Origin of the sequence: Glutamicibacter sp. 0426 (genome assembly GCF_001906485.1) — a bacterium.
Taxonomy (GTDB): Bacteria; Actinomycetota; Actinomycetes; order Actinomycetales; family Micrococcaceae; genus Glutamicibacter; species Glutamicibacter nicotianae.
This window is the reverse complement of the sequence record NZ_MPBI01000003.1, coordinates 77050-90263: the sequence shown is the minus strand read 5'-3', so window position 1 is coordinate 90263 and position 13214 is coordinate 77050. Positions and strand designations below refer to the sequence as shown.

The 13214-nt window shown below is 64.4% G+C and carries 12 protein-coding genes; 4 read left to right on the top strand and 8 right to left on the bottom strand.

The genetic code is table 11. The features are described 5' to 3' along the window. Positions 1–237 precede the first annotated feature (237 nt). The 6 genes from BKX98_RS08755 to BKX98_RS08730 all read right to left on the bottom strand — a co-directional run bounded on the left by BKX98_RS08755 (position 238) and on the right by BKX98_RS08730 (position 6379). Complete coding sequence (locus tag BKX98_RS08755) at positions 238–1467, bottom strand: amidohydrolase (protein ID WP_073706931.1); 1230 nt, start codon at positions 1465–1467, stop codon at positions 238–240. 56 nt (positions 1468–1523) lie between these two features. Next, positions 1524–2273 carry a hypothetical protein gene (locus BKX98_RS08750; protein ID WP_073706930.1) on the bottom strand — a complete coding sequence of 250 codons (750 nt, stop codon included), beginning with the start codon at positions 2271–2273 and terminating at the stop codon, positions 1524–1526. A gap of 26 nt (positions 2274–2299) precedes the next feature. Then, positions 2300–3049, bottom strand: a complete 750-nt coding sequence (locus BKX98_RS08745; RefSeq protein WP_073706929.1) for a DUF5058 family protein — start codon at positions 3047–3049, stop codon at positions 2300–2302. Positions 3050–3361: 312 nt separating this feature from the next. Next, positions 3362–5608: a cation-translocating P-type ATPase gene (locus tag BKX98_RS08740; protein WP_073706928.1), complete on the bottom strand. Its 2247-nt coding sequence runs from the start codon at positions 5606–5608 to the stop codon at positions 3362–3364. Positions 5609–5674: 66 nt separating this feature from the next. Next, positions 5675–5989, bottom strand: coding sequence for a heavy-metal-associated domain-containing protein (locus tag BKX98_RS17235; protein WP_083515604.1), 315 nt, complete (start codon positions 5987–5989; stop codon positions 5675–5677). 60 nt (positions 5990–6049) lie between these two features. After that, complete coding sequence (locus BKX98_RS08730) at positions 6050–6379, bottom strand: metal-sensitive transcriptional regulator (protein WP_038993099.1); 330 nt, start codon at positions 6377–6379, stop codon at positions 6050–6052. 96 nt (positions 6380–6475) lie between these two features. Between BKX98_RS08730 and BKX98_RS08725 the strand changes: the two genes are divergently transcribed. After that, positions 6476–7618: a peptidoglycan bridge formation glycyltransferase FemA/FemB family protein gene (locus tag BKX98_RS08725; RefSeq protein ID WP_073706927.1), complete on the top strand. Its 1143-nt coding sequence runs from the start codon at positions 6476–6478 to the stop codon at positions 7616–7618. A 13-nt stretch (positions 7619–7631) separates the two neighbouring features. Beyond that, positions 7632–8906, top strand: coding sequence for a carbamoyl-phosphate synthase (locus BKX98_RS08720; RefSeq protein ID WP_073706926.1), 1275 nt, complete (start codon positions 7632–7634; stop codon positions 8904–8906). A 34-nt stretch (positions 8907–8940) separates the two neighbouring features. On the opposite strand, the gene BKX98_RS08715 is transcribed toward BKX98_RS08720, so the two are convergent. Beyond that, positions 8941–10341, bottom strand: coding sequence for a DUF4232 domain-containing protein (locus tag BKX98_RS08715; protein WP_073706925.1), 1401 nt, complete (start codon positions 10339–10341; stop codon positions 8941–8943). Between the two features lie 109 nt (positions 10342–10450). On the opposite strand from BKX98_RS08715, the gene BKX98_RS08710 reads away from it, so the two are divergent. Next, on the top strand, positions 10451–10909 hold the full coding sequence (locus BKX98_RS08710) for a GatB/YqeY domain-containing protein (RefSeq protein ID WP_066142085.1): 459 nt from the start codon (positions 10451–10453) through the stop codon (positions 10907–10909). 116 nt (positions 10910–11025) lie between these two features. Further along, positions 11026–12270: an MFS transporter gene (locus BKX98_RS08705; protein ID WP_233125317.1), complete on the top strand. Its 1245-nt coding sequence runs from the start codon at positions 11026–11028 to the stop codon at positions 12268–12270. On the opposite strand, the gene BKX98_RS08700 is transcribed toward BKX98_RS08705, so the two are convergent. Further along, positions 12267–13031 (bottom strand): DUF2786 domain-containing protein, encoded by a 765-nt coding sequence (locus BKX98_RS08700; RefSeq protein WP_073706923.1) that lies wholly within the window; start codon positions 13029–13031, stop codon positions 12267–12269. The genes BKX98_RS08705 and BKX98_RS08700 overlap by 4 nt on opposite strands. Between the last annotated feature and the right edge of the window lie 183 nt (positions 13032–13214).

Genomic DNA, 13214 nt, shown 5'->3' with positions numbered 1-13214 from the left:
CGCTTCGCCACCTCGTGACTCCGCCCGGCCAGGGAATCCCGGTACGCCAAACGAGGAGCCCAACTGGAACTAAGAAGGCCGAAGGCGCACAAATTCCTGCAGTTCGCGGCAACCAGCCCGATGGATGCCGACGGCTTCACCAGCCAATGCGAAGTGGTGGACTCCGTCGCGGCCCCGATCCCTGTCGGCTCCAAGGCCAGCGCCAGGATGGCCCCCGGGGCAAGTGGCAGTCCTTGTTCACTGCTGGCCAACCTTTGAGTACAGGGCACGCACGGCGGCCCGCACACCGGTGGCCAGCGTTGGATCGGTGATCGGGGCGAAGAACGGCGAGTGGTTGGCCGGGGGAGCCCCGGCGGCCAGGGTTTCGGCGCTGTTGCCGCCGAAGAACCAGAACACGCTCGGCACCCCGATCGCTGATGCCAGCGCGCCGAAATCCTCGCTGCCCATCACCGGAGTGCCTTGCACGACCTTCTCTGCACCGAATTCCCCGCGGAACTGCTCGGCGAGCTTCCCGGCTTCCTCCGGGTCGTTGTACAAGGGCGGGAAATTGGAGATGTCCTCGATGACCGGCTTCGGTGCTCCCGAGGCCAGTGCCTCGTGGGCAATGATCCGGCGCAGGGAATCCAGGACGGTGCGGCGCACCTTGGGATCGAAGGTGCGCACATTGATCGTGAAGACCGCGCGATCGGGAATCACATTCTCCTTCAGCCCCGCATTGAAGGAGCCGATGGTGAGCACAGCTGCCGACTGCGGGGCCACCTGGCGGGAAACAACGGTCTGCAAGCGCATCACCATGGCGGCTCCCAGCACGATCGGGTCAATTGAATGCTCCGGCATCGAGCCGTGCGAGCCCTGGCCCATCACCGTCACCCGGAAGGAATCAGCGGTGGTCATCGCCGCCCCACCCATCAGGGTGACGGTGCCGGCCAGCTCGCCCATGACATGCTGGCCGTAGACCACCTCGGGCTTGGGCGCCTTGTCCCACAATCCGTCCTCCACCATGGCCTTGGCCCCGGCAGCGGTTTCCTCGCCCGGCTGCAGGATGAAGACCAGCGTGCCCGCCCACGCATCGGTTCCCCGGGCAAACAGCTCGGCGGTTGCCAGGGCCACGGCCATGTGCGAGTCGTGGCCGCAGGCATGCATCACCGGCACCTCGGTGCCATCCTCCAGCACACCGGTAGCTTCGCTGGCATAGTCCAGGCCGGTGTCCTCGAGCACCGGCAGCCCGTCGGTATCGGCCCTGAAGGCCACCACCGGGCCTGGCCCGTTGCGCAGCACCCCCACCACTCCGGTGCCGCCGCAGCGGAAGACCTCCAATCCCGCGTCGCCCAGCCTGCGGGCCAGGAAATCCGCGGTGCGGTGCTCCTGCATGGACAGTTCGGGATGGGCATGCAGATGCTTGTAGGTGCTGATCAGCTCTGCCGCGGATGCGGCGGTGAGCTGCAAGGATGCTGGGATGCGGGTCATTTCCGGTTCTGGCCTTCCAGTCGATGCGGTGGCGGGGTAGTTGGCGGCATCCGGTCCTAGTAGACCGGGCCCTCGGGCGGATTGCCGTGCTCATCGGGTTCCCGGGCCGCGGCGATGGCCCGCTTGTCGCGCAGGAACCAGGCGATGACCGCCGAGCCGATGACCGCGATGGCCGTGGAGAACAAGCCCATCTGCGGGGAGAGCGGAACCAGCCCGAAGACCACGATCAGCGAGACCACCAGCGCGATGATGGCCGCACGCGGGGCCTTCTGGCTGACGATGGCCTGGACGACGACAGCACCCATGACGGTGGGCAGGATATAGGTCTGCACGGTGGTGATCAGGCCGGCGGGAATGACGCTGACCAGCCAGGTGCCCAGCAGCCCGACGAAGATGAACAGCGAGGCCAAATGCACCGCGGCTGCGCCGCAGATCGCGGCCACCGAAGCCAGCTCGCCCTTGCGTGTGCCCGGTTTCACCCCGATGGTGGACTGGGCGATCATCGCCGCCGGCAGCAGCTTATTGGAGATGTTTCCGATCATGAACGCCTGGTACATCGAGGAGGCGCCGAGGATCGGGAAGTAGGTCAGCGGTTCGACGATCCAGATGACTCCGAAGACCGCAGCCAGTGCGCCGAAAGCCGCGAGTATGCCGGAGAGCGGGATATCCAGACCGGAGAAGAAGACCAGGTAGGCGGGGGCCGCGAGAGAGAAGGCCAGGCCGATGAGCATGGTGATCCGTCCCCAGCGCGAGGTGGTCCTGTCGAAGGCTCCCAGCGCTTCGTGGATGTTCGTTGCCTGTGGCATGATGTGCTCCTTGGTTTCCTTGCGCGCTAGATTCGGCCAGCGAAATAGGTGATGGCCAAGGAGAGCAGGATGGCGATGCCCAATGCCCATTCCTTGATCCAGGATGCCTGCAGCCATCGGGCCAGCAGCATCAAGATCGTCATGATCACCGCTGACGAGGCGAAGGCGACGATATGCAATGCGGACTTCGGCAGTTCGCCAATGCCCAGGACCATGAACGCCGCGATCATCGCGGCTCCGGGCACCACGGACATCACCGCGGGGTTGACCTTGCGCAAGGCGGAGTCGCCGCGCTTGAGCAGGGGAGTGAGGATCAGCGTGGCGATCATCCACATGGCCCCGCCCAGCGACATGGCCGCCAGCGCCAGCCCGAAGACTGCCTGGGTGTAGGTGGGGCCGCCTAATTCGGCTCCGGCTGATTTGGCGGCAATTGCGGCGGCCGCGGTCTCGTAGGAGACCGAGCCGATCAGGCCGATGCGCACCAGCACCGCCGGGGTGCCGAAGACGGTCAGCAGCGCGATGGCCACCAGGACCACCGCCAGCGACGGGCCGAGGGCCGAGATTGCGCCGGCCTTGAAGCTGGTGCTGACTTCTTCCTGGCTCATCCCGATATGCGGGGCGGCCGTCTTGGCCGCTTTCATGTAGATAAGGCTCTGGAGGACGATGACCAGGAAAACGCCGATCGCGCAGGCCCACAAGATGGGCGAGTTGGCGACGGCAAGAATATCGGTGGAACTGCTGTCCACGACGGCGGGTACTGCGGCTGACAATTTCATGGAGAGCTGCCAATCCTTGAAAATATTCCAACCCGGGACAGCCGGTGCCGGGTTGGAATTCCCAGGTCTTGGTCGGCGAGCGCCGCATACCGCTGGCGGCCTGCCGTGGTTTCCTGTGCGGAAGACGATTCAGCTATCTGCGCGTGGTGCGCGCTTGGCTCTAACGTACTTGAGGATCGGGGTCTTTGGCATCGTTTTTCCCCGGACGATTTCTTGCCGGAAAAACGGGGGTGGCTAGGGGATTGCAGAAAAGATGGGGCGTACCGCGCAATTTCTTGCACGGTCCGCCCCATGATTTGTTCCTAGTTAGCGCTATTGCTTTCCGAAACTGCGCAGCCGCAGCGAGTTGAGCACCACCAGCACGGAGCTGGCCGCCATGGCAGCACCGGCGATCATCGGGTTCAGCAGGCCCAGGGCCGCAATCGGGATGCCTGCGGTGTTGTAGGCGAAGGCCCAGAACAGGTTCATCTTGATGGTGGACAGGGTCTTGGCGGACAGGTCGATGGCCTGCGTGACCTGGTGCAGATCATTGCCCATCAGGGTGATGTCAGCCGCCTCGATGGCCACGTCGGTGCCCGAGCCCATCGCGATTCCCAGGTCCGCCTGGGCCAGTGCCGGCGCATCGTTCACGCCGTCACCCACCATGGCCACGACCTTGCCCTGCTCCTGCAGCGCGCTGATCGCTTTGGCCTTGTCGGCGGGGAAGACTCCGGCGAAGACATCGGCTTCCTCGATGCCAACCTGGGCTGCCACCTCGGCGGCTACCGACTTGTTGTCGCCGGTCAGCAGCACGACGCGCAGGCCGCGTTCCTGCAGTTCGGCAATGGCCTTCGCGGAGCTGTCCTTGATCTTGTCTGCCACCGAGATCACTGCCTGGAACTGCTGGTCCACCGCGACCAGGATGGCGGTCGCGCCGGCCTGCTCGGCCTCGTGGAGCATCTGCCGGGCGGTTCCGTCCAGCATGACGCCCTGGGATTCGAGCCATGAGGGGCGCCCGACGACCACCAGCTGGGTGCCTACGGTGCCCTTCACGCCGCCGCCTGGCTCCGCATGGAAGCCGGTGACCTCGGCCAGCGGGGCCTGGGCGGACGCCGCGGCGGCGATGGCCTGGGCGATGGGGTGCTCGGAGTGGTGCTCCACGGCTCCTGCCAGCGCCAGTGCGGTGGCCTCGTCGACGCCATCGACGGTGCGGGTTCCGGTGTGCGCCATGACGCCGGTGGTGACGGTGCCGGTCTTGTCCAGCACGATGGTGTCCAGCTTGCGGGTGTCCTCCAGAACCTGGGGTCCGCGGATCAGGATGCCCATTTGGGCGCCGCGGCCGGTGCCGACCAGCAGGCCGATCGGGGTGGCCAGGCCCAGGGCGCAGGGGCAGGCGATGACCAGCACGGCGACGGCTGCGACGAAGGCCGCGTAGGTATCACCGGTGACCAGCCACCAGGTGAGGAAGGTGAGCACGGCGATGCCCAGCACGATCGGCACGAAGACCGCCGAGATGCGGTCAGCCAGCCGTGCGATCGGGGCCTTGCCGGACTGGGCCTCCGAAACCAGCCGGCCCATCTGGGCCAGCGTGGTGTCCGAACCGACGCGGGTGGCCTCGACGACCAGCCGTCCGGAGGTGTTCAGCGTCGCACCGGTGACGTTGGTTCCGGGCTGTGCCTTCTGCGGCACCGATTCGCCGGTGATCAGCGAGGTGTCGATGGCGCTGGTGCCGGAGATGACCACGCCGTCGGTGGCGACCTTCTCGCCCGGGCGCACCACGAAGTGTTCCCCGAGGCGCACCTGGTCGGCGGGGATCTTCACTTCCTGGCCCTCGCGCAGCACGGTGGCGTGCTTGGCGCCCAGGTTCAGCAGCGACTTGAGCGCATCGGAGGCCGAGGACTTGGCCCGGTGCTCAAGGTAGCGCCCGAGCAGCAGCAGTGTGGCCACCACGCCTGCGGTCTCGAAGTACAGCTGGTGCTCGCTCATGGCCATGCCGGTATGGGCGGTCATCTGCGGATCGAGGAACAGCTGGATGGCGGAGAACAGGTAGGCGGCCAGCACGCCCAGCGACACCAGCGTGTCCATGGTGGAGGCCAGGTGACGCGCGTTGATTGCGGCCGCCTTGTGGAATGGCCAGGCGCCGTAGAGCACCACGGGGGTGGCCAGTGCGAAGGCTACCCAGCCCCAGTGCGGGAACTGGGCGGCCGGAACCATCGAGATGATGAACAGCGGAATGGTGAAGACCGCGGAGACCACCAGCCGGCGCAGCAGGTGGTTGGGCACCAGATGCTCGTGCCCGCCGTGCTCATGCTCTTCGTGGTGCACGGGGGCCTTGGCCTCGGGCTTCAACGAGGCGCCGTAGCCGGCGGCCTTGACCGTGCTGATCAGCTCGTCATCGCTGATCCCCGCGGGGACCTGGACCTTGGCGCTTTCCAACGGGAGGTTGACCGAAGCGGTCACCCCGGGCAGCTTGCCCAGCTTGCGCTCTACGCGGCCAACGCAGGAGGCGCAGGTCATGCCCTGGATGTCCAGATCTACGGTGCGCAATTCGGGGGAGTGGGTGGGGGTTTCGGAAGTCATGATGAAAATACCTTGAACTTTCCCGCCGCCGCCGGCGGCGGCGCGGGTGCCTGTGCCGTGCGGTGGCTAGGCGTTGATGGCTTCGACGGTGTAGCCTGCCTCGTCGATAGCCTGGCGAATGGAATCCTCGGCGAGCGCCGAGGCGGAAGTGACCTTCACGGTGGAGATTCCCTGTGCGTCCAGTGCGACGTCCACGGAATCAACCCCGGCGATCTCCTTGAGTTCTTCGGTGACCGAAGCGACGCAGTGCCCACAGGTCATGCCCGAGACCTTGATTTCGGTCTGGGTCGGGGCCGCGGCGATGTCGGTGCGCGGCTGGATCTGCAGGCCCTGGTTGGAGTTCTTTTCCGAGGAGCATCCGCAGTTGCAGTTGTGGCTCATGATCTTGCTCTCTTTCGATGAATTCTGTGTGAATTGGAAAATTGGTGCGTGGGCGCGGGCTTAGCGCACCAGGCGGGATATGGCGGCCGTGGCCTCGGCAATCTTGTCTTGCACGATGGACGGGTCGCCCTGCTCGATGGAGGACTTGGCCGCATCAACCACGCAGTGGCCGATGTGGTCATCGATGAGCTGCACGCTGACCTTGTGCAATGCCGCGTTGATGGCGGAGATCTGGGTCAGGATGTCGATGCAGTACTTGTCGTCATCTACCATCTTGGCCACTCCGCGCACCTGGCCCTCAATGCGCTTCAAACGTCGTTCCAGAGCGCTTTTGTCCGCGTGGTAGCCGTGGTGCTCGGCTGTTTCATGTGGCGTGTGGTTGGTATCCATACTTCGATAATACCCCCTAGGGGTATTAAGTCAAGTACCCCCTGGGGGTATCTTGCGTCCCCCAATCCGGCAGGGAAGCACGGTAGGATTTCACCCGTGAGCCACAACGAACTTCATGTGCGTCCGATATCCGGTACCGAGCACTCAGCATTCCTTGAGACCGCCCACGACGTCAGCTTCCTGCAGCGTCCCGAATGGGCTCAGGTCAAGGGCGGCTGGAGGGGTGAATCCCTCGGCTTCTTCGAGGAAGACGAACTGGTAGGAGCCGCACTGGTGCTGCATCGTGCGGCCCCGGTCATCAAGAAGACCCTTGCCTACCTGCCCGATGGCCCGGTTATCGACTTCGGTGCCTACGCACCGGCAGCGGTCATCCGCCCCCTGGCCTCCTACCTCAAGAACCGTGGCGCCTTCCAGCTGAAAATGGGCCCGGGGCTTGCAGTACGCACCTGGGGTGCCGCCGCCGTGCGCAAGAACCTGGGCAAGGAAGGCTTCACCCAGCTGCAGGACCTGGAAACCAAGAGCACGTCGAGCACCGCACTGGCACTGAATGACGCGTTGCTGGACCTGGGATTCACCAAAGAAGACGTGGGCCTGGACTTCGCCGCTGGCCAGCCAGAATACGTGGCCCGCGTGGCACTGCAGGATGAGGAGGGCAACCAGCTGGATAGCGAGCAGGTTATGGCCAGCTACTCCTCGACAACCCGCAACGAGACCCGCAAGGCGCTGAAGAGCACCCTGGAAATCGAGATCGGCGAAACCAAGGACATGGTCCGCTTCCATGCCCTGTACAACCACACCGCCGACCGCCAGGAGTTCACCGGCCGCCCGCTGAGCTACTTCGAGAAGATGCACACCGTGCTCAACGAAGCGGTGCCGGGCTCCTGCACCCTGTACCTTGCCAGCAATGAAGGCGTGGACCTCGCGGCCGCCATTGTCATCCGCTCCTCGAACCTTGCCTGGTACCTGTACGGAGCCTCCTCCTCGGAGCAGCGCAAGCTGTTCGCCCCGAAGGCGATCATGCACCATATGGTCAGCGACTCCATCGAGGCCGGCTGCCGCTACCTGGACCAGGGCGGCGTGAGCGCAACCCTGGACAAGGAGCACCACCTCTCCGGGCTGACCAAGTTCAAGACCAACACCGGCTGCGACATCGTGCAGACCAACGGCGAATGGGACCTTGCGCTGAACAAGCCGCTGGCCTGGGCCTTCGAAAAGTACATGAACTGGCGCAAGAAGTAGGGACAGCACCACTGTGGCAATCGATCCAACCCAGCCCTTTGTCCCCGTCATCCTCGGCGGAGATATCGGCACCTACACCCTGGCGCGCGAATTCTACGAGGCCTACGGCGTGCGCTCGGTAGTCCTGCCGGCCGCCGGCAACGGCGTCATCGAGCACTCGGTCGCCATCGAGCTGCGCCCCATCGGATCCATGGCCGACGAGGGACGCGTGGTCGCGGCCCTGGCCGATCTGGCCGATGAGCTGAAAGCCGCGGGGGACCGGCCGCTGATGCTCTTCGGCTCGCTGGACTTCCACATCATGCTGATCGCCAAGCACCGCGCGCAGCTGGAAGGCCAGTACGTCATCCCGTACCCCGAGCTGGAAACCATCGAGGGGGCGGCGCTGAAGGAGAACTTCTACGCGCTCGCCGAGAAGCTGGGCATCGCCCACCCGCGCACGGCCGTGTATTACCCGGGATCCGAGCTGGAATCCCTGGTTGGCTCTTTCGACTACCCGGTCATCGGCAAGCCCTCGAGCTCCGCGGCGTGGATTGCCGCCAAGTTCGAAGGCAAGCAGAAGATCCACACCATCAACAGCCGTGCGGAGCTTGAAGCGCTGCTGGCAAAGATCGATGGCAGCGGCTACGACGCGGGCTACATCCTGCAGGAATACATTCCCGGCGGCGATGACGCGATGCGCCTGTGCACCTACTTCGCCACCCAGGAAGAAAAGGTCATCTTCGCAGGCTACGGCGAAGTGGTGATCGAGGAGCACGCCCCGCTGGTGCTGGGCAACTCCGCCGCCATCGTCACCGGCCGGAACGACCAAATGGCCGCGGATGGAGCCCGCATGCTCGAGGAGCTGGGCTGGCGCGGGATCGCCATGATCGATGCCAAATACGACCACCGCGATGGCCAGATCAAATTCTTCGAGATCAACCCGCGCCTGGGCCGCAACCACTTCTACCTGACCGCGGCCGGGGTGAACCCTGCCCGTTTCTACGTCACCGAGTTCCTCGGCGCGCAGTTCGACAATTCAGACCCGGAAACGGACGCCGTGGTGAAGACCGGGGCAGGGGTGCTGCAACTGTCGCGCCAGCGGCTGTTCACCGTGCTGCCGCACCATCTGCTGCGCCGATTCTTCGATAGCGATACCGGACGCAAGGCCGAGGGGCTGCTCAAGGCCGGCAAGGTGTCGAACCCGTTGAAGTTCTCCGCCGAGAAGCACCCACGCCGCAAGCTCTACCTGCTGCTGAACGCGGTCAACCACTACCGCAAGTACAAGGCATTCCCGCCACGCGAGCAGTAGGCAACCTCGCCTAGGGCCTTGGCCGGGCAGGGGATTACTGGGCGAAAGCGCCGGATGGAACTGTCCACCCGTCGCGGGCCTGGACCCAAGGGCTCTGCGTGATCCGCGCGCCATCCAGGATGTCAAGGGTTGTGGGCTGGCCGTCGACGGCCGGTGCGAGCTCGACCGGTGTCATGCCCCTGGCCGCGGCAATGCCCAGTGCAACGGTTTCATCCGGATCCAGGGATGTCGACATGGCATTCCACTCCAAAGTCGAGATCACCGCTTCGCCCGCAGGGATGGTGACGCGTTCAAGGAGGATGCCCGGTTCGGGCTGCAGCTGGACATCCGGTTGGGCGTCGCCATCCGCGTTGAGGAAAGCGATCTGCGGGTAGGAGCGCAGCGCGCACGGGCGGGCAGAAACGTTCTTGGCAAACACCGGCAGGTACCGGGAACCGGCAGCCGCGTCGGGTGCTCCCAAAGCAATGTCCACATCGCCTTCCGTGCACCATGGGGCCGACGGGTCTTGCGGCCAGCTGGTGACGTTATCGGGAAGAACCACCGGTCGGGGAATGAGCGACTCGGGTTTCTTGCCGCCAACCCAGCCTTCGGCAAGGATCTCGTATCCAGCCGAGAACAGCTTATAGGGCATGGCCTCGTCAAATGCTTCATGCTGCTCCAGCCACAAGCGGGTTTCCTGCTTCGCTGCTGCTGGCGTCTGGTTGCCAAGGGTCAGGTGCAACCCGGAATTATCAATGCCGGCGTTCTGGAAGATCCCCCGCTTGGCTGCATCGGCAAGGAGCTGGAGCTCGGACATGTCGGTGCGGTCTGTGGCCGAATAACGCACGCTGTGATCTGCGAGCGCCAGCTCGGCCGGGTGCTTGGCCCGGGCCGTGAATTCTCCCAGTTTCAGCAGCTGTTCCAGATTGTCCGCCGTGGCCGAACCATTGATCACGCTGGCCGCGCCATGGCGGCGCAGGCCGAAGGCGAAGGCTGCCTTCTCGCCCAGCAGGCCAGGTTTCGCTTGTTCGTCAGCGGCGGCGGGGGAGATAATTTCGCTGACTTCCAACGGGTAGGCCTTGGTCTTCGACCCCTGGATTTTCCGCGAGGGGCCGGCAACGAAAGACAGGTGGATTTCATTCATGTCCAGCGCCGGGGCTCCGGCCTGGATGTCTTGGGCCATCTGGGTGACGGCTTCTCTGGCTTGCCCGGGGGCGAGCTGATCTGAGAGCTCGAATTGCACGTCAACTGACAGTTCTGGTGCGTCCAAGGGGTCGTGCTTCGATACTCTGGAGGACACCTGGGAGCCCAAGACGCCATCTCGATCCGCGACGGTTGCCAGGAAATCGCACACGTCATCGGGAGCATCGCAGGAGTCCCATGGTTTCCAGACCATCAGGAGAACTGCGATCAGCGCCAGCGCGGCAACGATGGCGCCAGCGCGCAGTGGTTTCATCTGGTCACTGTATCAAAAGCGGCTACGTGCATCCGCACTGGCCTAAAAGAAATAGTGCAGGAAGCTATGCGGGTAAAATTTCAAGCACACGAAGTGAAAGGCAGCTCCCATGAGTTTGAAAGATCGCCTGCGCGATGACAGCATCGTCCACCTGAAGGCCGGCAACGAGCTGGAGAAGACGACCCTGCGCAATATCCTCAGCGCCATCGGCACCAAGGAGAAATCCGGGAAGAACCCCACGGAACTGAACGACCAGGACGTGGAGAACCTGCTGCGCAAGGAAGTCAGCAACCGCGAGGAAACCGCTGCCCTGGCTGCCAAGGACGGGCGTGCCGAACACGCCGAACGCGAGCTGGCCGAAGCCGCCTTCATCTCCACCTACCTGCCGAAGGCGCTGGGCGAAGCAGAAGCCCAAGAGGTTGTCGACCGCGTCATGGCGGAACTGGCCGCCGACCACGAGCTGACCATGAAGGACATGGGCCAGGCAATGAAGCTGGTTGGCGCCGAAATCGCTGGCCGCTTCGACGGCAAGGCCCTCTCGCAGATGGTGCGCGCCAAACTGGGCTAATCCGTTGGGTATTGCCCTGTGCCACGAGGCCGTCCCCTTTTCCGGGGCGGCCTTTTAGCGTAGTGAAGGCAACGGATATGGGATCCGTGAATTGAAGCGGATAGTCTGTGGATACCATGCCTGACTTCCCGAAAAACCACGCCACCCTGTCCAAGGGGTTTGGCGCCTTGCTGATCCTCGCGATCATCCTGGCCTCGCTGAATCTGCGCCCGGCCGTCACCTCCTTGGGATCGCTGCTCGATCTGGTGATCGAGGACCTGCAGATGAATGGGTTCGTGGCCGGAATGATCACCGGCATCCCCCCGTTGTGCTTTGCGCTGATGGGCCCCTTGGCTCCGCGGCTGGCGGGCAAGCGCGGCCCGGAGCTGGTGGTGGCCGCGGCCATGGCAGCCGTGCTGCTGGGCATCGCCCTGCGCGCGGTCGCGCCGGGGACCGGGTTCTTCCTGCTGTGCACCGCTTTGGCTCTGGCCGGCATCGCGGTCGGCAATATCCTGATGCCGGTGCTGGTCAAGCGCTGGTTCCCGGGAAAGATCGGGATTGTCACCGGCGCCTACACCACGGCGGTCGCCTTGGGCGCATCCGGGGTGGCTGGGATTGCCGTGCCGGTGAACCAGATGCTTGGCGGGAACTGGCGCCTGGGCCTGGGCTTCTGGGCGATATTGGCTTTGCTGGCCCTGATGCTGTGGCTGCTGGTGTACTTCGGCATGCGCAACCAGATCGCGGCCCAGCAGCAGCTGGCCGGCAGCTCAACTGACGGGGCAGGCATCGGGCCGATGCGCAAGAATGCCACCGCATGGTGGGTGGCCTTGTTCTTCGGCGGCCAGTCCGCAGTCGCCTATATCTTCATGGGATGGCTGCCCAAGATCTTCATCGACTTCGGAGTCTCGCCGGCCTTTGCCGGATCCCTGCTGGCGATCCTGCTGGGCGTGGGCGTTCCCCTGTCCTTCGTGATGCCAGCGCTGGCTGCCAAATTCTCGAATCAGGCTCCGCTGGTGATCTTCAACGGGGCGGTGGGCATCATCGCGATTATCGGCATGCTGCTTGCGCCGGTGCAGGGAGCGGTGCTCTGGGCTGTGCTGCTGGGCATTTGCGGTTCGAACTTCCCGCTGGCGCTGACCATGATCGGATTGAAGGCCCGTACTGCGGCCGGGGTGTCGAAGCTGTCCACCTTCGGCCAATCGGCCGGCTACCTGATGGCCTTTCCCGGACCGTTCCTGGTCGGGGTGCTGCATGAGACCTCGGGTTCATGGGTCGCCCCGATCTGGCTGATCGCCGGCCTGATCGTCTTCCAGACCCTGGTCGGGATCATGGCCGGGCGTCCGCGCTACATCGAGGACACCCAGCTTCGGGAAGTGCGCTAGCTGGCAACCTCGCCCGGAGTGGCCGAATCGACGTGCTTGCCGAAACCGAGATCCGCCTTGAATCCTGCCACGCGTCCGGCCAATGAGGCATTGGCGCTGCCGGAGGTGGCGCGGTTCCTGCTGCGGCGCAGGAACGGGTAGTTGCTGCTGACGTAGTCGTCCACCTGCTCCTTGCGGCTGGCCAGGACCAGTTCGGTGCCGCTGCCGTTCTGCTCGCTTTCTTCCTGATACAGGTTGGCGATGCGCGAGGCGACCTGCAGGTAGAAGCTGCGCTGGAACTCGCGGCGCTCGATGGTCTTCTCCGAGTCGGTGTACCAGTTCGTGTAGAGCTTGCCCTCCTGCGCCCACCAGTGGGCCATGGCGGCGGTGGCCTGGACCACCAGGGAAGCGAAGAGGTTCTTGACCGTGGCGACATCCGATTCGTGGCCGATGATGTACAGTCGGCAGGAGTTCGAGTAGTTGCTTTGCAGCATCGACACCGTGCGGAAGGCCCGTCCCACCGCGGACAGTCCGTCGCGCTGGCCCAGCCGGTAGACGCCGCGCATATCGAAGTGCTCCTCGACGATGGGTTCCTTCTTCTTGCCCCGGTCAGCCGAATCCGCGTCCAGCTCGGCGCGGCCGATGCCGTAGCGCACCATGAGCCGTTCGGCATGCTCCTGGAACGCCTGCGCTTCATGCGGGAAATTGGTGTTCTCCGCCTTGTTCAGCAACAGGGTGATGCGTTCTTTCAAGCGGTGCAGCTTCTGCTCTGAGGTGCTCATGGCTTCTTCCTTGGTAGCGGTCCTGCAGTGGTGAAACGGTGGTCTCCGGTTCTCTGCCCTAGTTTGCCACGAGGTGGCCGAGCCTGCTGGCGGGGCTGTGGGTAACCGCTTGCGGCAGACCCTAGCCGGTTGTGCTTTCCGCGCGTAGAGTGTAGGCACCAAGCAGGTCCAGCAGGCCGTGAA

Excerpts from the sequence above, each read along its gene's own strand:
- BKX98_RS08755 (WP_073706931.1), bottom strand. The coding sequence starts at position 1,467 with ATGACCCGCATCCCAGCATCCTTGCAGCTCACCGCCGCATCCGCGGCA.
- BKX98_RS08750 (WP_073706930.1), bottom strand. The coding sequence starts at position 2,273 with ATGCCACAGGCAACGAACATCCACGAAGCGCTGGGAGCCTTCGACAGG.
- BKX98_RS08745 (WP_073706929.1), bottom strand. The coding sequence starts at position 3,049 with ATGAAATTGTCAGCCGCAGTACCCGCCGTCGTGGACAGCAGTTCCACC.
- BKX98_RS08740 (WP_073706928.1), bottom strand. The coding sequence starts at position 5,608 with ATGACTTCCGAAACCCCCACCCACTCCCCCGAATTGCGCACCGTAGAT.
- BKX98_RS17235 (WP_083515604.1), bottom strand. The coding sequence starts at position 5,989 with ATGAGCCACAACTGCAACTGCGGATGCTCCTCGGAAAAGAACTCCAAC.
- BKX98_RS08730 (WP_038993099.1), bottom strand. The coding sequence starts at position 6,379 with ATGGATACCAACCACACGCCACATGAAACAGCCGAGCACCACGGCTAC.
- BKX98_RS08715 (WP_073706925.1), bottom strand. The coding sequence starts at position 10,341 with ATGAAACCACTGCGCGCTGGCGCCATCGTTGCCGCGCTGGCGCTGATC.
- BKX98_RS08710 (WP_066142085.1), top strand. The coding sequence starts at position 10,451 with ATGAGTTTGAAAGATCGCCTGCGCGATGACAGCATCGTCCACCTGAAG.
- BKX98_RS08705 (WP_233125317.1), top strand. The coding sequence starts at position 11,026 with ATGCCTGACTTCCCGAAAAACCACGCCACCCTGTCCAAGGGGTTTGGC.
- BKX98_RS08700 (WP_073706923.1), bottom strand. The coding sequence starts at position 13,031 with ATGAGCACCTCAGAGCAGAAGCTGCACCGCTTGAAAGAACGCATCACC.